We start from the raw sequence: 24,772 nt of genomic DNA, 5'->3' as shown, positions 1-24,772 counted from the left end.
TTACTTATTTTTCCAGACATGTTCCAGCGAATATTAAGATGAAATACGTGGAAAACCGAGTTTAAAACTTCTTCAATAAATTGATATCAGATGGGCTTCATACAGGAAAGTATGGGAATTGAATGAGCATAAAGGCGGGCGCAGACGCAGCAACTTCCAGTGTCAGCTCTTCGGAAAATGATTTTGCGACAGTAACACACTATTCAGTTTAATTTAATCCGCTTTACACGGTTTACTTTTGTTAATTTCATCTCTTATCTCTACTAATTTACCGCGAACATAACTAGATTCATTTTTCAAGTTTTCGACATCAGCCGGGATGGTTTTTATCATTGTATCCAACAGCTCTTTCATCTGTTCATTTTCAATCTTATCAGATATTTTGCAGCTTAAATCTTCCTTGATATTTCCGATCTCTTCGAGATATTCATTGAATTTATCGACAGAGTCCGCCATCTTTAATTCTCTAGCTACAGTTTGCAGACTCTCGAATTCATCAATCAGAGCATTTGCGTTATTATCCAGACTTTTCATCTTCTGTTCTAACTTAGTTAATCTAGACAACACATCCTGTTCAGTTAATTCGGACAACGCATTTCCCCCCTCAAATAATCAAATATATTGCCATAAGAATTGATATATAAAGTTAAATCAAAACGATTCTGTAAATATTAGTCACCAAAAAAGTGCTCTTTTCAATAAGGCAACCATTAAAGATTCTTCAGTGAAGGATTGAGGGATTAACTTTCGTGCTTCCTCCCAAAAAGAGCCGCTTATTAATATTGAATTTCCCGGTATTATAATTTAAGGAAAACTTATAGGGCTCACGCAGTTGAACTTAAACAAGAAACGAAAAAATTCTACAACAAGGCTCAATAATTATGGTCTCAACAGTTATGATAAGACTGAATACAATTGATTTTATCACTCAACCGCGTAAGCTCTATGTAAGTTATTTCAAGACTCCATTTTTCCAGAAAAAGTTCTTTTCAGGATCTCGTTCGAACTTTTCAAATACACTCGGATAAAGCGCCGGATACCTTGCTTCTTCAAGGGGAATGCAGAACATTCTTTCCGGATCAGACGGATCTCCACCAAATCCGATAGCAATGAAGAAAGGATGTCTGTTTTCTCTGGCAAAGCCCTGGTAACGTTTTAACTGCGGGAGATTGGACCAGTGAAGTTTTCCTTCATATAAATCTGACCTGAACTTGCACTCCACATAAAAGATTTCGTTGTTTGGGACATAGCGAATGGTAAGATCAGGCCCCGCATCTGACTCTACAAATTTATCATGCTTTCGAGTAATGTCTGTACTCCATTGAACTATCGAAAAGTACCTATTATCAAAAAGATCCGCTACATACTTTTCAAAGTCGTTCCCTTTTTCTACAGACTCGTCTTCCGTCAAAATCTCAACGACTTTTGCAATCTTACCAAAAAATCCCATGATATAGCCCCAAAATAATAAGTATAAATAAATATTAGATTACTAATTTAAAGCTTTTTTGATAGTGTTGATGAGTAAGTGATTTATTTAGACGAACAGATACATCTGCCGGTGTTATCCACAAATCGGATGTGTTTTCTTGCCATCTCCGTGGTCCACTGTACGATAGACAATGTTTTCCATCGAAGAGGTCTACTACATATTTTTCGAAATCGTCTCCTTTTTGCTCGGACTCGTTTTCAAAAATTACGCTTAGAATCTTCCTTAGCTTTCTGAATAGACCCATAGTTATACCACTATTACTACTGTTGTTTTTGTGAAAATGTCGGTGTATTAAAGTATATTTGTATAAATGTGGTGATTTTGAATAGGTAAAAAAGTGTACAAAGTGTTAAAGCCGGAAAAGTCCCAAAAGAGTTTTTCCATGAGTCTAAAAACTTCCAGATTCTGATATAAGTTTCTCAGAAAAACTTAATCTAAAAAAAGGATACTACTATAGTAGGAGAAATATAAAACTTAATTAAAATTAATTGGGACAAAATAATAATTAAGGGATTCTACGCCTATGGGGAGAAGGCCGAAGAATTATCAGGAAAAGCTGATAACACCGGAACGGGCAGCTGAGCTTATGGAGGAAGGCTGGAAACGGGCAGACCTGCATGTGCATACAACCTGTTCTTTTGACGTGCTCCCGGCAAAAGATTTGAGTCCCGAGAGTCTCTATGAAAAAGCCCTCGGGATGGGCATGGATTTTGTCACATTTACGGATCATAATACAATCGAAGCATACGAAATTCTCGGACGGGACAGGGAAAAACTGGTCTCTGGCGTTGAAATGACCATATATGATCCGAAGTTTGCAGGGCACACCCTGCACGTGAACGTTTTCGAACTTTACCGGGAGGACTTTCTAGAACTTACCGAGATTGCAAAAATAGAACATGACCTGAAGAGTTTTATAGGATATCTCAAGCGCCATAAACTACCTTTTATCTACAATCACCCCTTCTGGTTTGAGCTTCACGAGGAACCTGAGCCCTCTGCCGTCCCTGAACTGGCAAAACTCTTTCCTGTACTTGAATATAATATGCATGAGCTAAAGCAGAAAAATGAGCTTACTATCGCCCTTGCGGAAAGATTTGGCAAAGGTATCGCTGCAACAACGGATACACACTCGGGGGGACTGGGGAAGGTATATACTCTTGCAAAAGGAGAGAGTTTCAGGGAGTATTTCAAAAATATAGAAAGAGGAAAAAGTTACATTGTTCCTGAAGACCTTACAAGGGAAATTCTGATAGAAGAAATGAATACATGGATAGACCTGATATTTGAAAAAAGTCAGAAGACCCGGGATATAAAAAGTTACCTTACAGGAATAAAGTCCCTGGATACAATGGTAAGGATCTCGAGGAGTGCACTTTTAAATTGCTCTCCCAGGTTGAACAGGACAACCATGGGCCTGCTCTACTTGATCTCAAATACAGGGCTTCCGGCTTCACTCTATATTCACTCGAAAAAAGTCTTTGCAAAAGAAATTGAAAAAAAGATTGAGATTGAAAGTCAAAAGTAAAAACGCATTTTTTCTATTTTTCCAGTTTGATTGAAATATTCAGTTTGATTGAAATTTTCCAGTTTGATTGAAGTCCAACACTTAAAAAAAATGCTGTGCTTGGATCTGTTTTTCAAAAGAATGTTAAAAAATCAAAAGGTTTATATTACGAAATTGTTTAGGTAATATAACATAAGAAATAATAAATTAGTATGATTTTTAATTATCCAGAGATTTAATCTTAATAAGAGACACAAATAAAATTAAAAAATAGAGCACATTAAGGTTACCATTAGATTTCTTACTCATAATTCACGCATAGCACTGCCCGTGCCCTCTATTGATGCAGAGGAGAGCAAGATGACAATTAGTTTAGCAAAAGAATCGGAACCTTTGGTGCTATTTCTGTAATCCGGGAGAAAAAACTTAAAACAGGAGTAGGTAGCAGGATGAAACAGGGGAAAAATATTACGGGATCAGGATTAAACAGAGGATTGAAACGGTGGCTGGCCTTTGCCATACTCATCTTTATTTTTTGTGCAAATATGTATCCCGCAGTAGCGGCAGAAACTGAGGATTCTGGAGAAAATCTTACGTCCTCGAACGACGGGATTTTTGACCGGGTCATTACATATATTAAAGGCCTGTTTGGAGGAGAAGAAAACCCGCAGGACGCAGGAATCAGCTCAGGAACCAGTTTAGAAGCCTCGGCCTCCGGCGTGGAGCCGTCAGCAGATACCGAAGGAGTGCCCCTGAAAATCGCAACCCCAAGTGTAATAAAATCCGCATCATTTATCGGGGATTCAAGTCTTGGAGTTTTTGCCCATCTCTCAAACCCACCCCTCATGAAAATGGACTCTGAGGGGCACCTTACAGGCCAGCTTGCTGAAAGCTATGAGGTTTCGGAAAATAATACATGCTGGACCTTCTACCTGAAAGACGAACTATACTGGAGCGACGGAAAGCCGGTTACCCCCGAAGACGTTGAGTTTTCAATCCGCTACTACGGGAAAAAGACACCCTGGGCAAGCTGGATAAACGATACTCTGGAAAGTTCGGCTGTTTCGGATACCGACAATTCCGTGACCTTCAAATTTAACAAGCCTTACACCCGCATTGACCTGGAGTTTGCGACATACAACATCCTGCCCGCCCATGTATGGAAATCAATCGAAAACCCCATGGAATACTTAAACGAAGGCCCATACGTGGGCTGTGGGCCCTATTACCTCAAACAGATAGACCTTAATGCCGGAAAACTCGTTTTTGAGAAAAACCCATACTGGAAAGGGAAGGCTCCGGCATTCGGAAACGTGGAGGTCCACTTTTACTCCAATATGGACGTAGCCACCCTGGCCCTTGAAAACGGGGATGTTGATACTTATTACAAGTACGCAGGTTCATACCCCTACCCCAACATAGAACAGCTTGAAAAGACCGGGAATTTCGACTTCATGGAAAAGACAAATATCGGGCTTGTCTTCCTTGCCCCGAACCTGAAGAAAGCCCCCCTCTCGGACCTTGAATTCAGGGAAGCGCTTTCCTATGCCATAAATTACGAAGAAATCATCAAGCTCGAGACCCTCGGCTATGGGGATGTCCCGAACCGCGGCTTTGTGCCACCTTCCATGGAGGCCTTCAAAGAAACTGAAAAACTTGAGTACAACCCTGAAAAAACCAGGGAAATCCTGAAAAAAGCAGGATATTCGGACAGCAACGGAAACGGTATCCTTGAAGGCAAAGATGGCAAAGACATCAAACTTGAAATCCTGATAAGGCCGGACTATGCCCGTATAGGCGAGCTTCTTAAGGAATACCTGGAACAGGTGGGCCTTGCTGCAGACCTGAGGACTGTGGACGCAGATACCTGGTTCACCCTGAAGGACAACTATGAATATGACCTGACAGTAACCCGCTCAACCCCCTGGGGCATGCTGATGCACGCAAACTGGGGAAGCGGCTATTTTGATTCAAGAAGAACCGGGCAGGGAGTCATGCACAACGTGGACAACCCCGAGTTCTTGCAGCTCTGCGATGACATCCTCGCAACCACGGACCCTGAAGAGCTTCAGGGCTACGCGTATGAGCTTCAGGACTACTATGCAGGGAACCTGCCTGCAATTCCCCTCTACTGGGATAACGTGGTTACCCCCTTCAACAGGCAGTTCGAAGGCTGGTATGCAGACCCCCTCTATGGGATCTATAACCTTGACAACTTCCTGAATGTGACGAAAACCCCTGCTTAAGGAGAGAGCAGCGTATGAGATGGACAACAAGCAGGGTGTTCTGTATTGCAGCCCTCTCTTTAATATTTTTAGGAGGGATTTACCTGTTAATGCTGCCTTCAGAAAGTGAGGGGGCTTCGGGGATTGAAACTCCGGCTGCGGAAGCGGATGCAGAAACGGATGCGAACTCTTCGGAGGGACCTGAAAAAGTCCTGAAGATCGCGACCCCTAACGTCATAAAATCCGAATCCCTGATAGGAGACTACTACCTGGGCATCTTTGCACATCTTTCCAATTTCCCACTTATGCAGATGTCCGAAGACGGCAAGATTGTTGGCAGGCTGGCAGACCATTATGAAGTTTCGGAAGACCACAGGGAATGGACATTCTATATCCGGGACGACCTTTACTGGAGTGATGGGGTAAAAGTGACCCCCGAAGACGTACAGTTCAGCATGCTCTACTATGGAGAAAAAAACCCTTCCGGCCGCTGGATCAACGAAACCCTGGAAAGTTCCTCCGTTTCGGATACCGACAATTCCGTGACCTTCAAATTTAACAAGCCTTACACCCGCATCGACCTGGAATTTACGACATACAACATCCTGCCCGCCCATGTATGGGAATCAATTGAGAACCCCATGGAATACTCAAGCAAAGGCCCATATGTGGGCTGCGGGCCCTATTACATAGAATCCGTAGACCTGAACACCGCCCGCCTCATCTTCCGGAAAAACCCTTACTGGAAAGGCAAAAAATGTGCCTTTGATAAGGTCGAGGTGGACTGGTACGCAAGTGAAGATGCTGCCTGCCTGGCCCTTGAGAAGGGAGAAGCAGACACCTACTACAAATACGCCTCCTCCTACCCGTATGCAAACATAGAGCGTCTGGAAAAAACAGGGGACTTCAATTTTGTCGAAAAGGACAGTGCAGGGATGTGTTATCTTGGAATTACCTTAAATGAAGCCCCCCGCTCAGACCTGCAGTTCAGGGAAGCCCTGGCCTATGCTATCAATTACGAAGAACTCATGCAACTCGATACTCTGGGCTACGGAAGTGTTCCCAACAGGGGGCTGGTCCCCCCGGGCATGGAATACTACAAACCCACGGAGAAATGCACTTATGACCCGGAAAAAGCCAGGGAAATCCTGAAAAAAGCAGGATATGAAGACCGCAATGGGAACGGGATTGTAGAAAACAAAAATGGAAAAGATATCCTCCTGGAACTCATGATCTTGCCGGGCTACGAAAGGGATGCAGAACTTTTGCAGGAGTACTTCCGGGCCGTGGGGATAGACATTGAAATTGAAAACGTTGACCAGAACACCTACATGGACCGAAAGGACACTTCCAGGTACGAGCTTGTCTTTTCGAGGACCACGCCCTGGGGTATGCTGATGCATTCGGGACTTGGTACCGGGTACTTTGATTCCAGACGCTACGGTTACATCGAAGACCCTGCATTTACCGGACTTTGCGATCAGATCCTGAATACGACGGATTCCGAAACCCTGCGTTCCTGTTCGTACTCCCTGCAGGACTATTATGCGGAGGAACTGCCGGTAATTCCGGTTTACTGGAAAAAGGTTGTCACGCCCTATAACAAAAGGTTCGAAGGCTGGCACTACAACAACCTGGATGGGATCTACACCCTTGACACCTTCCTCGATTTACATGAGGTGTGAAGGCAGCTTCCGGATGACAATACTGTCAGCTACCCCTCCTGTTCGATCCGGTAAACCGGAGCTTCTGAGGGGGGAATCCTGCTCAGGCGGTTGAAAACGACAACCCGATATGAAAACGGCAAGGTGATACAATGAGTGAAATGGTTAAAAAAACGCTCAGGTATGCGGCTTCCTTTTTCCTCATAGTTACCCTCAACTTTGCGTTCCCGAGGCTTATGCCAGGGGATCCCGTAAAGAATCTCATAGGGGAAGACGTCTACGTTTCGGAGGCCGTAATGGAAGAACTGAGGGCCGAGATGGGGCTGAACAGGCCGCTTTACGAGCAGTTTACAGCTTACATCGGAGACCTCCTCCGGTTTGACCTGGGTTACTCATATCATCTTCACAGCCCCGTGGCTGAGGTTTTGAGGGAGAGGATTGGCTGGACCCTCCTTTTTGTAGGGGTTTCCGTACTTATGGGAGCAGTTCTGGGGACCCTGCTCGGGGCATACGCGGGCTGGAAACCTGAAACAAAGGTAAACCGCCTCGTATGCTGCGGGTTTATTGCGCTCTCCTGCACACCTCCCTATTTCCTTGCCCTGCTTTGCCTGGATATCTTTGCCTTTGAACTGGGGCTTTTTCCATTCAAGGGATTTTATGACGTCCCTACTCCTGGAAGTGTCATGTACCACATGTTTTTACCGGTAACTGTAATGGCCCTCTTTTCCGCCTCCAGAAACTTCCTGATAATGAGGGGGAGTGTCATACAGGAAAAAGGACAGCTTTACGCCCTCTATGCCCGGGCAAAGGGCCTTTACAATATATCCATTCTTTTCAGGCACGTCATAAAGAATGCCTCCCTTCCCATCATTACCCTGCTGGCCCTTGATTTTGGATTTCTCTTCAGCGGAGCCCTTTTTACAGAGATCGTGTTTTCCTTAAACGGCATGGGGACCCTTATTTATGATGCAATAATAGGAAAAGATTACCCAGTCCTCCAGGGATCTTTTCTGGTAATAGCCCTTGCGGTTTTGCTTGCGAACATGCTCGCAGACCTGCTGTATGCAGTTGCTGACCCAAGAGTCAGGAGGCCGACATGATGCAAAAGGAAGTGTACATACAGGAAAGTGTCCGGCAGTGGAAAGATATTATAGCCCATCATTTAAACCTCGATATTCGGAAATATGAAAGAACCTTAAATAAATTCAACCGGGGAGGACTTTTTCTCTTCGCCTTTTTCCTTATCCTTGCCCTGTTTCCCTCCCTTTTTGCCCCTTACTCCCCGACTGAGCGTTTCATTTCTTATGAATCCCCCTCGACTGCCCACCTCCTTGGGACAAACGACATAGGAAATGACATACTCTCGGAGCTGATTTACGGGGCCAGAATCTCGATGATGGTGGGCTTTGCCTCGGCTTCCATCTCAACCTTAATAGGCCTCATGATAGGGCTTTGTTCAGGTTACTTCAGGGGGACGCCGGACGAGCTGCTTATGGGCTTTACCGACGTTGTCCTGACAATCCCGAAGATCCCCCTGATCATAATCATAGGCGCTTTCCTGCACCCGAGCATCTTGACCCTTATACTTGTCCTGGGGCTTCTTTCCTGGGAGTCCATTGCAAGGGTTGTACGCTCAAAAACCCTGCAGATAAGGGAAGCAGGTTATGTCAAAAGTGCCCGATGCATGGGATTTTCCTCTTTTCACATCATGGCCTCAGACATCTTCCCGAACCTCATCCACATCCTGCTGCCCAAGTTCATGCTGGCAACGGCTTCGGCAATGATTTCCGAAGCCTCGCTCTCCTTCCTGGGACTCGGGGACATAAGCATGAAAAGCTGGGGGATCATGCTTTCCTTTGCCTTTTCCCGGGGCGGTTTTATCAGGGACATGTGGTGGTGGTACCTGCCCCCGGGGATCTGCATCACGCTCTGTGTAATGTCCATTGCACTGATAGGGTTCGGGTTCGAAGGAGGGAAAGAAAACGAAAAAAGAGGAGTGGATACGGAATGAAAACCCTTCTGGAAGTAAAAGACCTGAACGTTTCTTTTCAGGAAAATGAAAACGAAAAAGGGAAAGAAAAAGAAAACGTGACCGCTGTTTTCGGCGTTTCATTTTCTATAAGGGAAAAAGAAACCCTGGCCCTCGTAGGGGAAACGGGCTGTGGGAAATCCGTTGTTGCACATGCGATTATGCGTCTGCTTCCCCTGGAATCCAGAGTTAAAGGGACAATAGAATTCGGAGGCAAAAACCTCCTCGAACTGAGCGAAAAAGAAATGACAAAGCTCAGGGGAAAAGAAATCTCCATAATTTTCCAGAACCCTTCTCTTGCTTTAAATCCTGTATATTCCATAGGGCACCAGCTTGCAGAACCCCTCCGAATTCATGGACAGGAAAAGAGAAAAGGGAAGGAATGGAAGAAAGAAGAGGAGAGAAAGGAAAAGGGGTGGGAAGAAAAGGAGGAGAAAAATGAGAAGGAGTTGAAGATGAGGAAGAACAACTTCTCAAAAGTTGCAGGAGCCCTTAAGCGAGTGGGTTTTTCAAATCCCCATGAATACATGGGATACTACCCCTCCTGGTGTTCCGGAGGGATGAACCAGCGCTTTTTGATTGCGGCTTCAACAATGCTTGACCCGGTCCTCCTTATAGCAGACGAACCCAGTAAGGGGCTCGACAGGAACCGCGTAGCTGAACTGGAAAACGAACTTGAAGGACTGAAAGAAAAAAGTGAAACCTCCCTGCTTCTCATAAGCCACGACCTCGGCTTCGTGCGGCGGCTTGCCGATAGGGTTGCCGTAATGTATGCCGGAGAAATCGTTGAGATTTCCGACCCCTCGAATCTTTTTGAAAGACCGCTCCATCCCTACACCAGGGGGCTCCTGAATAGCTTACCTGAAAGGGGGTTTGTGCCCATACCCGGTTCATCCCCACCCCTCAGCAGCCCGCCTGAAGGCTGCAGGTTCCATCCGAGATGTCCTGTTAAAGAAAAAAGATGCATGCAGGAGCGTCCCGACCTCAAGGAAAGCAATGGAAGGGCTGTGAGGTGTTTTTTGTGTCTCTGAAAGCCGAAAACCTCTCCAGGGCGTACGGGTCCGGCCTGCTGGGAAGGGGAAAATGCATTTTCCGGGACGTATCTTTTGAACTTGAACCAGGGAAAACCTTCGGGCTGATGGGCCCCTCAGGAGAAGGGAAAAGCACACTCGGAAGAATAATTGCAGGACTTGAGAGGCCCACAGATGGTGCAGTCCTTTTTAATGGGAATCCACTTTCCAAGATGAAAAAAGCCGAATACTCAACTTTCCGCCGAAGGGTCCAGATGATGTTCCAGGACCCGACAGATGCCTTTAACCCCAGGAAGCGAATCGAGCATTCGATTTTCGAAGTCCTGAAACTGCTCGAGATCTCCGGAACCGAGCGTATCCGATGTACAAAAGAAATGTTAAAGACCACAGGCCTCCCGGAAGAAGTGCTTTTCCGCTACCCTTCCCAGCTCTCAGGCGGCCAGCTCCAGCGTCTTGCCCTGGGCCGGATTCTCCTGCTCGATCCGGAATACATTATCCTTGACGAACCGACCTCTGCTCTTGATGTCTCGGTCCAGGCCCAGGTCCTCCACCTGCTGAAAAAAGTGCAAGCCGAGCAGGGAATAGGTTACCTCCTTATCTCCCATGATGAGGCTGTGATCCGTTTTATGTCCGATAGCTGCGGAGAGCTTGAAAAAGGGCAGCTGGGCTTGATTGAAGTGTGATACAGGGACCGATCCAGAAACAGGCAGATTATAAGGAAAAGTGAATAAAAAAAGAGCTCTTCGTTGTTTTGTATGGATGTCCTCACAAAAACCAACGTGGTCTTGAATTGAAAACCATCTTATCCATAGAGACTGACGAAGAACAAAAAAAGTGAATAAGGAAAAGTAAAGGCCGGTTTGAATTTACACCAAGAAGTAAGATTGGAAATAGAAAGGGAGAAAACTTGGCAAGAGAAATTGACAAACATAAAGAATATTGGAGCCGGAAATGGAACCCCGGGCAACCACTGAATATAAAGAAAAAAAGAAGGGCGGCAGACCCTCCAAAATAACAGCGTTAACAAAATATTTATATATAGGCAAGGAATACAACCCAATAACAAAACAATTTAAGTTGATTTTAAAATCTTTTGCCAAAGGAAATCTCCACAATTTCCACGGAAAAATGGATTATCCAGATAATCCATTTCCTTTTTTATTTTTTTCAAATATTTCATTGTCGGGACATTTTTTGGCCGGAAAAATGAAAAACTTAGAAAAGATCCAGAATGGCTTCCGGGCTTTCAAGTACAGTGATTCCCTGTAGCTCTTTTACAATCTCAACATTGCGCATGTCCACATCCCTGACCAGGACTTCAACAGGCCCGCCCTTGATGGCATTATAAGAGCACAATTCCTTGCAGATCCCGCAGCCTTTGCATTTCAGGAGTTCTATCTGGTCTGTGACACCGTTTTTCTCAGTTATTGCTTCGTGGGGGCAGTTTTCCCTCGGGGGACAGTCCTCGCAGTGACGGCACTGTTTCCTGTCAATGTTGTAGGGCATTTCCGATACGATAGAGCCTTCAATATCCACTGGCACGATATAGACCGGGACCCTTCCCTTAACAGCCTGGGCAACGGCATTGGTTACAAGGGAATCGGCAATTCCATAGGCGATTTTCGAGACTGTATTTGAGGTTGCAGGCGTAACGAAGAGGGCATCGTACCTGTCAAGGAGAAAGCGCCCGACTTTGGGAGAACTTGACCCCTGCTCGCTTTCCCGAAAAATCTCTTCAAGATAGTCTCCTCCCGAGATTTTCACAAGCTTCTGCTCAAGCCCATACATCCGGAGCACCTCTTCAGCTGCCCTGGAAATATACGTGTTTACGGAAAGCTCGTAGTCTCTGAGTTTGAGTTCCTTAAATACCTGGTAGCTGCGGTCCAGGAAATGTCCGGCTCCGGTAATTCCCCATGCGATTCTCTGAAAATTCATGAACAGAAGTCATGCCATAGAGGATAATATAATTTTCTAAAGAAAGCGTGACTTAGAATGGGGAACGAACAGAAAGAATCAGAAAAGAATCAGAAAAGAATCAGAGAAGAATCTGGAGTTAGAGAGAAATTCAAATCCCCAGAACTTCATAAAGCAGTTTCATAGCTTTCTTTTCATTATCTCCCCCGCATTTGGAAGCAAGGGTCTCATAGTGTCGGATCCATTCAAGGTATTTTTCATCCCCCGAAAGCTGATAGCGGGTTGCATGAACTGTAGCCTCAAGCACGGCATTGAAGCCGCGGTTAGGGGTCGGGATCGCTCTCCTGTTCGCCTCAAAAAAGCCCGCCCCGAGCGGGACGAGGTCGGATATCACAGTCTGTTCCGTATCTTTGAGGTTGGTGCACCTGAAAGCTACCCAGGAAATGGCCGATTTCAGGACAGGAAACATTTTCCCGCCAATGTCCACAAAATCAAATTCGGAAGATTCAATGTCGAAGAAGGTGGAACGTACGAGGAGCAGAGGGTCATATACCACGTTTGCTACGAGAACCCCTTCCCGGACCAGGTTTTCCCCTGTATGGCTGCCTTTGAAAATGCGGACAAAAGTCTTCTGGTTTTTCCTGATAATTCCGATAGGAGCCGCATTGGGATTATCAAGCCCCGTACTTACGATTGTCTCAGAGATACCTTCCAGAATCCCGTATTCAGAGAGGTCGAGATCTGGTTTACAGATATCTCCGGATTCATCATATTTTTTCAAAAACGTAGTCCTCCAAGAAGGGCAATAAAAAGCCCTGCAATAATAATATCTGCCGTAGAGCCCGGATTGATCCTTTTTTTCAGAAGCTCGGAGTCAAACTCCTGTACTGCAGGAAGGATGGATGCAAAGTCCCTGGCGGTTTTCCCTGAAGTTTCCCAGCTTGAAAGGATCTCACCTGCTCTGGAAGAAACATAATCTGCAGTTTCAATATCGAACTTGGTCTGGATGAAGGTATCCCTGTGCCTGGAAAGCAGTTTCAGGAAAGTATACACTACAGCCTCGTTGATTCCTGTGCCCGAACAGCTGGAAACTGAGCCTCCGATAAAGGCTTCTGCCCCACAGTTTCGTGCCTGCATGAACTCAAGAATACTTTTTGCTCCCTCAAGGCAGCGCCCGAAACCTGAGGTCCACTCATTTGCGATCAGGTCATACCCTCTGGCAATTTCCATAAGATCGTAAAGGGTAATGTTCTGTTTCCTGAGATCGGCAGTTGATTCAGAGTCTTCAAGATCGAATTCTTCCACACTATTTACCCTGACTCCTGCATGCCCGAAAGCCCTGTAGAACTCAACAGCGTCTTCGCAGTTCGTTGCACGGACAAAATTATGGGCGCGGGCAGCAAGACTCTCAAATTCCCCGGCTTCAAGCCGGAAACCTGCTTCCCCGGAGTGGGGAGGTTCTCTGGAGATTTTACCTGCAGCCATTGCCAGCGGAATCAGGAGTAAAAAAGCGCCAAAATGTGTATTTCCTCCCTGCTGCCAAGCAGAGCTTTCGCAAACCGCACTCCTGAGAAGTGCCCCTATACTGTCTTTACTCCTTGCAGCAAGCTCAAAGACAGGATAGACGGCAACTGAAGAAGCTACAAAATGCTCAAAACACGTATCAGGATAATTATGTTCCCTATCAACGTTCCCTGGTTTTGGAGAGGCTGAGACCTCAAGCAACATAGCAAGCTGTGCACGGCGTGCAATCAGGCTTGAGGTTCGGGAATCCTCCACCAATTCAGGGATATGACAGGAGAAAGCAGTGTTATTGGGATTCATTTACCGGAATCCTGGCATGATCAAGGACGTGTTTTGCCAGCTGCTCCTTAAGTTTCATGTACTCCGCATCAGAGAGGTTAAGTGTATTCAGTACACCGTTCCTGATCCAGCAGGGCTTTGTAATTTTACAGCACCAGACAAGGCTGCCGAAACAGGTATCCTCCCCGTACTCGAGCATTGTGCCTCTGGCAAATTCCATTTTTGTCCGGGCGAACTCTTCGGCAGTGTATCCCAGCTTTCGGAATTTCGCATGCACAGGGCAGGGTTTTACCGGAAGGCAGCAGAAAGCCAGAGCCCTGAAGTCCCCTTCACTGCAAACGTGCTTGGGAGCATTATACCAGCCTATTGACTGCTGATACGAACTGACACTCTCTACAAGTTCCTTTATCAATCCAGGGTTTTCCATGGCGCCTCTCGCAACAGAGACCATGTCAGCACCTCGGGAAAACATGTCCTTTGCCGTGGCAAAGTCAGTAACCGAGTTGTTGCCTATAAGGAAGAGCCTTGTAGCGTCCCTGTAACTTGTGATCGCATCAAGGTCGGCTCCAAACTTTTCGAGCATGGAATCTACATGGATGATATCAGCCCCAGCCTTATCAATAAGCCTGGCAAGTTTTACATCATTCACCACATTTGCCCGTACCTTTACGGAAAGCACGACTCCGGTTTCCTTTATTGCCTTTATCCAGGCAGAAAGCCTTGGGAGGTCATGCAAAAGGGCTTCTCCGATGCCTGCCTCAAGCATTTCAGGCTGCTTGCAGTGGGCGTTTAACTCAAGGATTGCCCCTTCTTCCTTTACAATTTTAGCAGCTTCAATTAAAGGCTCAAGGGTGGTGCTTCTGACGTTTACTGCAACAGCACTGCCCGAGTTTACTGCCCGGATTTCCTTTTTTATAAGCTCCAGAGGTTCATCGGAGATGAACTCTTTTCTACCTCTGGCTACGAGCTCTGATGCAACTGCAATAGATCCTTCATCAAGATTGAAGGCTCCAAGCACTACCAGCCCGGCATCACCTGCATACTGGTTGGCAAAAGCGCTGTCGACAATTCCTGCCATTGGCGCCAGTGCAATGGGATTTCTAAAACGGACATATCCAATATGCAAATCAAATAGACAATCACTCATGTTTTACCTCTAAAAAATAAGACTGTAAACTGAACACAAAAATGATAGTTATAGTCACATATTAAGCTAACGAATCTTTTTAATCTGAATTGAATATTTTTTAAGAGATTTAGGAAATGGAAAATCCATTTCATTTTCTCGATTACAATACATATATATTAATATTTGGGCATATCCCTAACACGCAAACGATATATGGAGTACACGGAAAGAATGCACCCGTTCATCCAGAACCGGGAAAGAATTAAAATCAGCCAGAAAAATCAGCCAGAGGTCGCTGAAGACAATTTTACTCAGGAGTCCTCTTTAATCAGTCTCCTTTTGCAGAAATATCATCCCATAAATATATATACCATCGAAAAATATATAGGGCAAGTTAATCATCAATATGCGAGAGAGGCTGGGCGGCTGCCGGACCTTCTGGTCTGAGGAAAGTCTCCCCACCGTTCCGGACACACGAACATCTGTAAAGGATGTCGGGCGAGAGCCCGGGCCCTGGCACAGAAACGATAACCATCCCCTGCAAATGCGATGATGCCATAAGCTGAGGTCACAGGGAGAGTGGATGAAACGGCGAATCCTCGTGGGTGCAAGTTGGAAATCGGGAATAACGAGCAGTTCGGAATCGCCCGATTGGTTTTGGTAACGCTTAGCCGAATGCCGTCGATGCAAGAGTCCTCAGGGATCATTTCTTCCACTGATGAGGTGGCAGGAATTTTTGCATGAACAGAAGGGAGCTTACACGCCTCACTCGCATACAATGATTATCTTCAGGTTTATTTTCAATCTTTGCTCAGAAGTTCTTTGTTTTCTTTTGGTTTCGCACTTTCGATCAGTTTCTTTTACCTGCTCTTAGGACCCCGAAGCTGTTCTTTCATTGCCCTTAGCTATTACACCCCACTTTTTTTCCATTAATCCCTACTCTTATTTGTTAGCTCTTGCTTTATAGAAACCCTTACCGATTTCGTTCAGTTGTGGACTTAATTTTGGAGGAGGGCTCAGCCAGACTGAAATTGAGCAATAACCACCTGACATAGTCTTTGTGGCTTCTACTGAATACAACTTCATCCAGATATTTATCCAATATTTCCTTCCTGCTGAGAACAAGTTTGAAAGAGGTCTCGGGAAAACGATGCATAACCTTTTCCAGTTTAAGGGAACTGCCAAGGAAGTTTCCAAACTCCTGCCTGCACCTGGATTCATACTCTTTAAGGGCGCTCAATTTCCGGTCATAAAGCACAAGATCAGCTACGTTCTCCGCTGCAAGCTGCCCTGACCGGATGGCATATGCAATACCTTCCCCTATGAAGGCGTCCACGAAACCTGCGGCATCCCCGCTCAGAAGGACCCTTGAACTTATGGTTTTTCGTTTTATCCCTCCTACCGGGATAATATGGGAACTGACCTGCAATTCTCCTGAAAAACCGTTTGCCCGCAAAAAATCCTGCATTACCTTCTTCGGATGCTTCAGATATTCAGCTGTGCCCGTGACTCCCACGGAATAGTACCCTGCATGAGGGAAAATCCAGCCGTATCCCCCAGGTGCAGTCCCGAAATGAATGTCTATTACACCGGGAAACCGATTCCTTATCACCTCGTCATCTTCAGGAACTTCCGAAACAAGGGCAAGCCCATATTCCGTTCTCCGGTCTCTCTGCGGCCTTACTTTATACTTAAGCATGCCTCCGGAGCCTTCCGCAATAAGGACAAACTTGGCAAGGTAAGTGTTCTGCAAAGTCTTAACCTCAACGTATTCTTCTCTTTCCTCGCAGTCCAGCACCTTTTCCCCGAAGTGGACCTCAATTCCAGTCTCCCTGGCTTTATCAAGCAGGAAATTGTCAAAGACCTTTCTGGAGACCAGCAAAGCTAACCTTGAACGGGTTTGCCTTTCAGTACAGTGCTCCCTGAAATGAATCCTTATCTTTGAAATATCCCTCTCGACTACGGACTCGGGGAGTTTGAAATCCAGGCAGGATAAAGCATAAGGGGATAGAGCCCCTCCGCAGGGCTTATACCTCGGAAAATATTCTTTCTCAAGCAGGAGGGTTGAAATTCCTGCTTTTCCAGCTGCTCTTCCGGCAGAAGCTCCCGAAGGCCCTCCACCCACTATAATCAGATCATACATGCTCAAGACCCCCTGCTTATGGAGAAGAGGCATGCCTTGAACAGACAGCCTCAAATGAATGGTTTACCCCATAAGTAGATTGATGCTGGAACAATAAAAAGATAGAGGAAAAAGAGAATCAGAAGGGGATCTCCAATAAAAGCTTGAGTGCCCTGGAAAATCCCGGCTTATTTTTGAAAATCCCCTATTATTGATTACCTGAGTTTAAAATTCAAAACGGACCAGCGAAGATACTCCTTATAAGTAATACTAAAATCCACAACTTCAAGATATTTATCAACCATTTTTTCACTTGATGAAAAGATTTTAAATGATTGGGTAGGGAAACGATGCATTATCCTGGAAAACATAAGTGAATACTTAAGATGAGTTCCAAACTCTGCCTGGCAGAGGGACTCGTATCTGCTCAAATCTTTGAGATTCCCATCACACCGGCAAATTCCGGCAATCGCTTCAGCAGCAAACTGCCCTGAACTTATGGCATAAGCAAGCCCCTCGCCTGAAAAGGCATCTACAAATCCTGCGGCATCCCCGCTCAAAAGGACCCTTGAGCCAGTGATCTTTCTCTTAACCCCGCCCAGTGGGATTTTGTGCCCTTTTAATTTGTAATCGCCGGTAAAACCATTATCTTTCAGGAACTCAAGCATAGTTTCCTTAGGGTGAGGAAGGTCCTTAATGAGTCCTCCGACTCCAACTGAATAATAAGTCCTGTGAGGGAAAATCCAGCCGTATCCACCGCCAGCCACTCCGAAACACATATCAACGGTTTTACCGCTCCTTTTTTCGATTTCCTCTTCGCTGGCTGGAACTTCGGTAACCACACAGATTCCACACTCTTCATTACTATCGACAGGTCTTACACAGGTCTTGAGAAGCCCATGCGCCCCTTCAGCGATAATGGCAAACCTTGCCTGATAGGTTCCTTTTTCTGTCGTGATCTCCACAAACTCAGGATTTTCCATAAATTGGAAGACCTTTTCCCCGGTGTGGACTTCAGCTCCGCTCTCCTTTGCTTTATCAAGCAGGAGGTTATCAAAAACATCCCTGGAGACCATAGTGCAAAGGGAGTGGTCTTTGTGTGCTTCAACTGTCTGCCCCTTGAAAGAGACTCTTGCCCCTGTGACTTCCCACTCAATAACATCCTCAGAGAGCTCGAAATCAAGGAACGAAATAGCATGTTTCGAAAGCCCTCCTCCACAGGGTTTGTACCTGGGAAATTCCTCTTTTTCAAGCAGCAGTGTCTTGAGACCAAGTTTTCCCGCCCTTCTTCCGGCCGAGGCTCCGGAAGGGCCACCACCTACGATGATTACGTCATACATGAAAGTAGCACCTTCAAAAGTATCCAGAAATTATCTGAACTTCACTTATATTAAATAAGGAGCTAATTTAAAGTGTTGATATTAATTCAAAATTGCGATTGAGTCGGGAAAAAAGAAGAAAAAATAGGAAATAAGTATAAAAAAAAGAGAACCGTCGGAGAAAACATTGACGTATCTTATAACCTGTTAGATTGACTTTTAAAATCATCAAAAACTTTAAGCACCTTCTGGTAATTCACTTCAGTCCCGAAACAGCCATCGTTTTCCATAGTAATTCCGTAGGTTATCACTTTTTTGCCTTTGAGGGCACGCATAACTTTATTGATTTCATAATCGCAGGCAATTAGAAGAATACCATCGGAGGCTTCCATTTTGAGTATGTTCTTCACATATGAAGAGCCAGTCAGGATGAAAACCTTATACCCGTATTTTTCAGCATCTTTCTTTAACTGAGTAAAAACGCATTTCCCACAGGACTTACACTGAATACCTGTCTGTGTAGAATGGGCAGGGCAGTCAAGAGCTCGCATGCAGTGGGGAGCAAGAATAATCCTTTTTTTTGTTTTTGCAAAGGCAGAAGCATGGGCTCTGATTTTCAGAGATGACATCCATTTGTCCAGAACACGGGTATCGGAAAACTTGAGAAAAATATGTCTCAGAGGCAAATAAAAGAAGTCGAGCACATTTGCAAAAAACCCTGCCAGCAAGACATTTTGTGTGAGGCTCTTGCGGCTGACAGCCAGGGCTACGGCTGAAAGGACAAGGGATAGGATGGTGACAAAAAACAGTGCCTTTCCAATGTAGTTATACATCGCACATCTCCATTTTATGAATTATTTCCTCAACGTTTGCTTCCGTATTGAAGCACCCGTCCTTGAGGAGAAGGACTCCCTGAGTGGGGACAAACGAAACAGCCTGCATGTTCTCAGCAAGTTCATTATAGCAGGCAACCCCTAGACAGGCTTCCGGCTTATATTTCTTGAAGATCTTTTTTACAAAGCTGCCCCCAGGGACTACAAAAACCCTGAAACCATACTTTTCAGCAGCTTCGTAGAGTTTTGAAATGTCACAGAGCCCACAGCGCTTACACTCATACCCGTAAACCGGGTCGCAGCGGGCCTTACAGTTAGGGTGACGCAGGCACTGCGGAAGAAGCAAAATTTTCTTACCTTTGGTGTGCAGGAAATCATCGTGCATAACAGCGTTCCGGACATCAATGAGAATATCGTCAACAAGGGTATCCCTTATCCGGAAAACTCTGCAGATCCATTTTGCAGGAGAATAGAAAAGGTAGAGTGTGAACAGTACGAAACTCGGAAAAATGATCCTGTGTTTTTTGAACGAGTAGACCCCTATGAGAAGGGCAAGCTCGGTACCTACAAAAGCAAGGAGCATCAGGTACACGAATACTTTTCCGAGAAATTCGTAAGGAATATACATATTCAAGGGGAAGTAGGTATCGGTATTTAAGTTTTACTATAAAAAATAAGACACTGGATCAAAAAAGAGAAATAAAGAAAGCTGGAAAAAACCAGCCTTCAAGCCTTTTTGGGCGCTTCCTTTTTGGGTTCTTCTACACTGAGACCGAGGGCCTGTGCAACCAGTACAATTACGTCCTCAACCTCGATGTCGGCTTTGAGGGAGTCACGGCCGTCCATGAGGTTCCTCTTACAGAAGGGGCATGAGCTTGAGAGGATGTCTGCGTTGGTTTCAAGGGCATCCTTAACGCGGGATTCGGCAACACCGAGGGCAAGATCGGGGAGACCTGCCTTCACACCACCGCCAGCTCCACAGCAGCGCTGGAATTCCTTGACCCTGTCCATTTCTACAAACTTAACACCCGGGATGTGTTCAAGCACAAACCTGGGAGCATCGTAGACACCTACGTGGCGGCCAAGGTGGCAGGGGTCGTGGTATGTAATGGTCTTGTCAATGGATTTTTCCCATTTAACTTTGTCCTTCTTGATCAAATCTGCAAGGAACTCTGTGATGTGGACTACCTCAAAAGGCAGTTCTTCTCCGAGAAGCCTCGGCCAGTCGACCTTGGAGGCACGGAAGCAGCCTGCACATGCATAGAGGACCTTTGTGGCACCCTTTGCCTTAATGGCTTCTACATTGTGCCTTGCAGTTTCCCTGGCCACGTCATTGACATGGACCTGTCCGGTCCTGATAAGGGCGGAGCCGCAGCACCATTCTTCTTCCCCGAGCATGGCGAACTCGATGCCCAGCTTATTCAGCACACGGGAGGTGGCAAAAGCCAGAGCGAGCTGCTTGTATCCTGCAGTACAGCCGGTGAAGTAGACGATGTTTGCCTTGTCTGCAATCTTAACGTCTTCGGGGACCCAGGCAAGCCTGTCTTTCTGGTCAAGGAGGTAAGGGTTGTGGTACTGCCCGATAAGTTTAGGGAACATGCCCTGCTTTCCGAAGGGACCGATGCCTTTCTTGACGAGGTTTGTCCTCATGGATTCCCAGAGTTCCACAGTGTTGATACCTGATTCACAAACAGTTGCACAGATACCACAGGTGGTACAGCCGTGTACATCGTCTTTGAATTCTTCAAGTTCGGACTGGGGGATTTCCGTAGGGCCGAACAGCTTTGCTTTAAGCCCGTAGGACTTGTTCATGAACTGTCTCCAGCGCAGGATCTTGTCCCTGGGAGCTAACCCGGGCTTCTCGCCGGAAGCAGCGTAAGTTGGACACCATTTTACACATTCACCGCAGCGGGTGCAGGAGTCGAGCTCCATGAGCTGGACTGCTGTAAGGTTCTTGGTGTCAATAGATGGAGTTTTTTTTGACATTTTTATTCTCCTCCCTTGTTTGCAAGGATTGCAAGCGGGGTGGCGATTACGTGTATGTACTTGCTGTACGGGATGTATGCGATACAGAAGAGCAGGGAAATTATGGAGTGGAAGAGAGCTGCAGGGGGTGCAGTTGAGGGATCAAGCCCAAAGCTCCAGATAAATCCGGTCCTTATACCATCGGCAACAAAACCGGAAATCGTGACTAAGAAGACTCCTCCGAGAAGGACCCAGTCATACATTATGGAAGCTTTCCTTGCATCCGAGACAAAGATTCTCCTGACTACTGCAATCATGACTCCGATAAGCAGGACATACCCGAAAATATAGTTCGGGAGTGCGAGGAAATCTCTGAACTCGGCGGGGGTGAATGGAAGCTCGATTCCGAATTTTTCGATCATTTCCACTGCAAACATGAGCCCTGACAGAGCGAAAAGGGCCATCCAGCCTGCAACAATCATAAAGTGCATGAACCAGCGCACCGGGCTTCTTTTGAGAATTCTCCTCTGGAACATAATGTCGAGGATGAGAACCTCAAGAATCGGTTTTCCGTGTCCGTGGTGAGACTCTTCTACTACCTGTCCCCACCAGGTCTTTAAAAATCTGATCGCACTTCCCTTGCTTCCGGGCTGAGGTTCAAGGGCATAGCCTGTGACGCCTGCACCCCATTTCTGGAAGTTAAGGATCATACCGTATAAGAAAATCACAATGGCTATTGTGCTGAATATCATTATCTGGACAAACGTAAGTCTGAGTGCATCCGAGAGCCCAGAGAAGTATGCCATCTCACTGCTAATAGTTTATTCCTCCTATATATGGGTAAAAACTGAAAACTGATACTGCTTCAAAATTATCATTGATGTTATAGAATATCAATAACAGTAAAGACAGAGCAAGAACCGTAGCAACTGTCTGTATAAGGTTTGAATAGTCTGTTAGTCTTTGTATCTATTATATTTAAACGTTATCTTTAACATACAATACATCGAAAAGCTCGCAAGAGGCGCGAAAATAGGGCCGCATTAAAGCAGTCTAACAGGGAAAGAAAAAGGGAAACTGGAAAATTTGGGTAAAATTATAACATAAAAATTATAAAACATTCTTATTGAAATTCTTCCTTGATGAAAATGAAAATAAGATTTCAGAGATATGAAGAAATCGCTGAAAAAGATAAAACGGACTCCGAAAAAGCCAAAAACTATAGGGTGGAAAAAGCTGGGGAAAGAGGGACATCTGGATTAAAACTCCTGCAAGATGCTTAAAAAAACCTTTTACTCTGAAGAAAAAATACCCAGCATTCTTCCTGAGATGAACTAATAATTAGTCTTCTTGAGACAAACTAATAATTAGAGATCTGCTTACAGCCCTACCCCTTCTTTGAATTTCTCAATCCCTATTTCATCCAGTACTTCTCCGATCCTTCTTGCCTTTCCATATCCTTTATAGAAGTTAATTATCCTGTCAACAAGATCCAGAACCTGTTCTTCGGAAAGGTCCTTTGCCATCACACTCCCGAGCCTTGGACGAGGCCCTGCGCTCCCCCCGACGCTAAGAGTATAGCCTTTTGCCGTGCCCATGATTCCTATGTCTTTTATGCTCGGTTCGGAACAGGAATTCTGACAGCCGGAAACAGCCATTTTGAATTTAGAAGGAAGCTGCATGCCGTGGTATTTTTCATCAAGTTTCAAGCCAAGCCCGACGGCATCCTGTTTGCCTCTCTTGCAAAATGTAGTTCCAGGGCAGATTTTGACGCTCCTGACACAGAGCCCGATGGCAGCTCCGGGTTTCATACCCAGTTCAGCCCATGCTGCATCCAGGTCTTCCTCCTTGAGCCCTACAATCGCAATTCTCTGGGCTGAAGTAATTTTCAGAGCTGCAGCCCCATATTTGTCTGCGATGTCTGCTATCTTTCTGAGAGTTTCGGGATATACGATCCCTCCGGGAATGTGTGGAGCAATTGCATAAGTTTCCCCATCTCTTTGCAAGATTGCAGCTTTCTCAGGAAGGTCTCCCTTAACATATTCCTTGCTTACCATATTTTACACTCTCCTAATTTAATAGATTCAGGTTTGTTTCAGGATCTAATAATCAGTTTGCTTGAGACCGATGTCCAGACATCAGAGCAAAAACTGAGTTGATAAACAGGCTGAAGTTCCCGAAAAATACCTTTGACCAGTACAGAGACCCTTACAGAGATCCGTAAAGAAACGGATGTGAAAACCTGTTTAACCCCAAGAAATTAGACCCCTTCCATAACCACAGAACCTCGATAATCCGGTACCCTTCCGGATTAGAGGAATTAAACTTCTGGACTCGTAAAAAAGAGCACCAGACCAGATAATATATTGCTCGAGACAATATAAATTGTATGTGCCCACAACTACCTGTTTCAGGGAGTGAATTCAATTTTGGGACCAAATGCGTGGGTGGTTCCGGATTAATCGGTTGGTATTGACCTCAGGAACCTCATTTAAATTCATAGATAAATATAAGCGCCACCGCCAGCTTGTCTGGCGGCCCTGAAAAAAAAGCAGAATAAATGAAAGAGAAATAAAGCCCTAAATTTCTTCCTCTTTTGCCTGTTTGGTTATCGTTCTTACTCACAAGCGTTACAGCAGCTGTCACTTTCTAGTGTCCAGGAAATTTAGTTATGAGTCATCAAAATTAAGACAAAGGACTACGTATGAGGAATTATCCACATATTAACGCCCCATAATTTAGTTGCCACGACACTAGCTTTTATTTTTCTTTCGTCTCTTTTTTGTATGGCGGCCGTTCTCCTGCGTAGAGCGGGATAAAAACGGCTATGTATAGCGAATATGGTTGTATGGGTTAGAGAAAGCGTAATGAATCCAGTTGAGTGAAGATTGCTACTCTCACCCATAAATAAGTCCTCTTGAGCAAAGCGAAAAGGACGGCGGACTGTTGCGATTACATAGCAACTCCCAGAAAATCTCCGATTTCCTGTGATCCCGAATCGCAACTCTGCTGGAAAAGAACGGATCAGGAGATCCGTTTGCAGTTTTTACTGCTGCTTTTTAATCCTTTCCAGAAAGCCCTTGAGACCTGCTTTATGCCTGGCTTCGTCAAGGGACGCCCTCTCAAAGAAAAGAGCAGCTCTGGTATTGCCTTCCTTTCTGGCAAGTTCTGCAGCTTCAGCTTTTTCGACCTCGGCTTTACTTTCCCCTTCAAGCATCATTTCAAGGTTTTCAATTGTCGTGCTTTTTACAAGCCCCATAATTTCAGCCACTTCTGTGGCATGCCAGGCTTCGTCCATTGCTATCTGGCGGAGGTAGACTGCAACATCTGCAAGCCCTTCCTGTTCAGCAATCTTAGACATTGCCAGGTACCATCCAACTTCAGTGGTCTCTCCTCTAAAGGTATCTTTCAGAATTTTTTCAAGAGTCATAAAATCACCATGTTTTATTTAAAATAATCTTACTTATAAATAAAACGCATGATCGGATTTTGAACTAAAGTTTCTTTCTGTTCAGGTAAATATAAATCTCTGGCTGTATTTAACCCCTGCATTCGACCCTTCTATGTTAAATCCTGCAAAGTTTAAATCCTGTAAAGTTTAAATCCTGCAAAGTTTAACACTAATATTAAGGGAAATAAATAAGAGTTCTGCATATTCTTAAAGATAAAAAAGATTGCAACAGGTAAATAATACAAATAAAAAACAGATAATAATAATAATAATAATAATGATAATAAT

At 45.2% G+C, this 24,772-nt stretch carries 23 protein-coding genes and 1 other RNA gene; 10 read left to right on the top strand and 14 right to left on the bottom strand.

Features of this window, described 5'->3' with window-relative positions:
* Positions 1 to 213 precede the first annotated feature (213 nt).
* Both EO98_RS14940 and EO98_RS14935 read right to left on the bottom strand, forming a co-directional pair.
* Entirely contained in the window at positions 214 to 591 is a 378-nt protein-coding gene (locus tag EO98_RS14940) for a hypothetical protein (protein WP_048142007.1), read from the bottom strand.
* A 361-nt stretch (positions 592 to 952) separates the two neighbouring features.
* Positions 953 to 1,450: a hypothetical protein gene (locus tag EO98_RS14935; RefSeq protein ID WP_048142005.1), complete on the bottom strand. Its 498-nt coding sequence runs from the start codon at positions 1,448 to 1,450 to the stop codon at positions 953 to 955.
* Positions 1,451 to 2,015: 565 nt separating this feature from the next.
* Between EO98_RS14935 and EO98_RS14925 the strand changes: the two genes are divergently transcribed.
* The 8 genes from EO98_RS14925 to EO98_RS18565 all read left to right on the top strand — a co-directional run bounded on the left by EO98_RS14925 (position 2,016) and on the right by EO98_RS18565 (position 11,217).
* Positions 2,016 to 3,020 carry a PHP domain-containing protein gene (locus EO98_RS14925; RefSeq protein WP_200895210.1) on the top strand — a complete coding sequence of 335 codons (1,005 nt, stop codon included), beginning with the start codon at positions 2,016 to 2,018 and terminating at the stop codon, positions 3,018 to 3,020.
* A 473-nt stretch (positions 3,021 to 3,493) separates the two neighbouring features.
* Entirely contained in the window at positions 3,494 to 5,245 is a 1,752-nt protein-coding gene (locus EO98_RS14920) for an ABC transporter substrate-binding protein (protein ID WP_235283744.1), read from the top strand.
* Between the two features lie 14 nt (positions 5,246 to 5,259).
* Positions 5,260 to 6,909: an ABC transporter substrate-binding protein gene (locus tag EO98_RS14915; RefSeq protein ID WP_082098637.1), complete on the top strand. Its 1,650-nt coding sequence runs from the start codon at positions 5,260 to 5,262 to the stop codon at positions 6,907 to 6,909.
* 131 nt (positions 6,910 to 7,040) lie between these two features.
* A complete protein-coding gene (locus EO98_RS14910) occupies positions 7,041 to 7,988 on the top strand; it encodes an ABC transporter permease (protein WP_048141999.1) in 948 nt (315 codons plus the stop codon).
* Entirely contained in the window at positions 7,985 to 8,899 is a 915-nt protein-coding gene (locus EO98_RS14905; RefSeq protein WP_082098636.1) for an ABC transporter permease, read from the top strand. The genes EO98_RS14910 and EO98_RS14905 overlap by 4 nt, the downstream gene beginning before the upstream one ends.
* Positions 8,896 to 9,948 carry an ABC transporter ATP-binding protein gene (locus EO98_RS14900; protein WP_048141996.1) on the top strand — a complete coding sequence of 351 codons (1,053 nt, stop codon included), beginning with the start codon at positions 8,896 to 8,898 and terminating at the stop codon, positions 9,946 to 9,948. The genes EO98_RS14905 and EO98_RS14900 overlap by 4 nt, the downstream gene beginning before the upstream one ends.
* On the top strand, positions 9,939 to 10,631 hold the full coding sequence (locus EO98_RS14895; protein ID WP_235283742.1) for an ABC transporter ATP-binding protein: 693 nt from the start codon (positions 9,939 to 9,941) through the stop codon (positions 10,629 to 10,631). The genes EO98_RS14900 and EO98_RS14895 overlap by 10 nt, the downstream gene beginning before the upstream one ends.
* Positions 10,632 to 10,887: 256 nt before the next feature.
* Positions 10,888 to 11,217, top strand: coding sequence for a hypothetical protein (locus EO98_RS18565; RefSeq protein WP_156161148.1), 330 nt, complete (start codon positions 10,888 to 10,890; stop codon positions 11,215 to 11,217).
* On the opposite strand, the gene EO98_RS14890 is transcribed toward EO98_RS18565, so the two are convergent.
* The 4 genes from EO98_RS14890 to EO98_RS14875 form a co-directional block, all read right to left on the bottom strand.
* Positions 11,164 to 11,883, bottom strand: a complete 720-nt coding sequence (locus EO98_RS14890) for a dihydromethanopterin reductase (acceptor) (RefSeq protein WP_048141987.1) — start codon at positions 11,881 to 11,883, stop codon at positions 11,164 to 11,166. The genes EO98_RS18565 and EO98_RS14890 overlap by 54 nt on opposite strands.
* A gap of 130 nt (positions 11,884 to 12,013) precedes the next feature.
* Positions 12,014 to 12,643, bottom strand: a complete 630-nt coding sequence (locus tag EO98_RS14885; protein ID WP_052734557.1) for a DUF447 domain-containing protein — start codon at positions 12,641 to 12,643, stop codon at positions 12,014 to 12,016.
* Positions 12,640 to 13,686 carry a triphosphoribosyl-dephospho-CoA synthase gene (locus EO98_RS14880; RefSeq protein ID WP_048141985.1) on the bottom strand — a complete coding sequence of 349 codons (1,047 nt, stop codon included), beginning with the start codon at positions 13,684 to 13,686 and terminating at the stop codon, positions 12,640 to 12,642. Before EO98_RS14880 ends, EO98_RS14885 begins: the two co-directional genes overlap by 4 nt.
* Positions 13,673 to 14,812, bottom strand: coding sequence for a methanogenesis marker 9 domain-containing protein (locus EO98_RS14875; RefSeq protein ID WP_048141983.1), 1,140 nt, complete (start codon positions 14,810 to 14,812; stop codon positions 13,673 to 13,675). Before EO98_RS14875 ends, EO98_RS14880 begins: the two co-directional genes overlap by 14 nt.
* A 392-nt stretch (positions 14,813 to 15,204) precedes the next feature.
* On the opposite strand from EO98_RS14875, the gene rnpB reads away from it, so the two are divergent.
* An RNA gene (rnpB, locus tag EO98_RS17580) (RNase P RNA component) lies at positions 15,205 to 15,565 on the top strand.
* Positions 15,566 to 15,767: 202 nt separating this feature from the next.
* On the opposite strand, the gene EO98_RS14865 is transcribed toward rnpB, so the two are convergent.
* The 6 genes from EO98_RS14865 to hdrE form a co-directional block, all read right to left on the bottom strand.
* Complete coding sequence (locus tag EO98_RS14865) at positions 15,768 to 16,937, bottom strand: geranylgeranyl reductase family protein (protein WP_048141979.1); 1,170 nt, start codon at positions 16,935 to 16,937, stop codon at positions 15,768 to 15,770.
* A 194-nt stretch (positions 16,938 to 17,131) separates the two neighbouring features.
* A complete protein-coding gene (locus EO98_RS14860) occupies positions 17,132 to 18,256 on the bottom strand; it encodes a geranylgeranyl reductase family protein (protein ID WP_048141976.1) in 1,125 nt (374 codons plus the stop codon).
* A 176-nt stretch (positions 18,257 to 18,432) separates the two neighbouring features.
* Positions 18,433 to 19,068, bottom strand: a complete 636-nt coding sequence (locus EO98_RS14855; protein ID WP_048141974.1) for a DUF116 domain-containing protein — start codon at positions 19,066 to 19,068, stop codon at positions 18,433 to 18,435.
* Positions 19,061 to 19,696, bottom strand: coding sequence for a DUF116 domain-containing protein (locus EO98_RS14850; RefSeq protein WP_048141972.1), 636 nt, complete (start codon positions 19,694 to 19,696; stop codon positions 19,061 to 19,063). The genes EO98_RS14855 and EO98_RS14850 overlap by 8 nt, the downstream gene beginning before the upstream one ends.
* Positions 19,697 to 19,794: 98 nt before the next feature.
* Positions 19,795 to 21,054, bottom strand: coding sequence for a dihydromethanophenazine:CoB--CoM heterodisulfide reductase subunit HdrD (hdrD, locus tag EO98_RS14845; protein WP_048141971.1), 1,260 nt, complete (start codon positions 21,052 to 21,054; stop codon positions 19,795 to 19,797).
* Positions 21,055 to 21,056: 2 nt separating this feature from the next.
* Positions 21,057 to 21,839, bottom strand: coding sequence for a dihydromethanophenazine:CoB--CoM heterodisulfide reductase subunit HdrE (gene hdrE, locus EO98_RS14840; protein ID WP_048141969.1), 783 nt, complete (start codon positions 21,837 to 21,839; stop codon positions 21,057 to 21,059).
* 336 nt (positions 21,840 to 22,175) lie between these two features.
* Between hdrE and EO98_RS18560 the strand changes: the two genes are divergently transcribed.
* Positions 22,176 to 22,316, top strand: a complete 141-nt coding sequence (locus EO98_RS18560) for a hypothetical protein (protein ID WP_156161147.1) — start codon at positions 22,176 to 22,178, stop codon at positions 22,314 to 22,316.
* 96 nt (positions 22,317 to 22,412) lie between these two features.
* Here EO98_RS18560 and EO98_RS14835 read toward each other — a convergent pair whose 3' ends face one another.
* The gene (locus EO98_RS14835) at positions 22,413 to 23,090 is read right to left on the bottom strand and encodes an NAD(P)/FAD-dependent oxidoreductase (RefSeq protein ID WP_048141966.1); all 678 of its coding nucleotides are present in this window, start codon (positions 23,088 to 23,090) and stop codon (positions 22,413 to 22,415) included.
* A 989-nt stretch (positions 23,091 to 24,079) separates the two neighbouring features.
* Complete coding sequence (locus EO98_RS14825; protein WP_048135681.1) at positions 24,080 to 24,463, bottom strand: ferritin family protein; 384 nt, start codon at positions 24,461 to 24,463, stop codon at positions 24,080 to 24,082.
* Positions 24,464 to 24,772 lie beyond the last annotated feature (309 nt).

This window comes from Methanosarcina sp. 2.H.T.1A.6, assembly GCF_000979455.1.
Classification (GTDB): Archaea; Halobacteriota; Methanosarcinia; order Methanosarcinales; family Methanosarcinaceae; genus Methanosarcina.
Note: the sequence above shows the minus strand (reverse complement) of the source record. Positions and strands in the feature narration are given on the sequence as shown.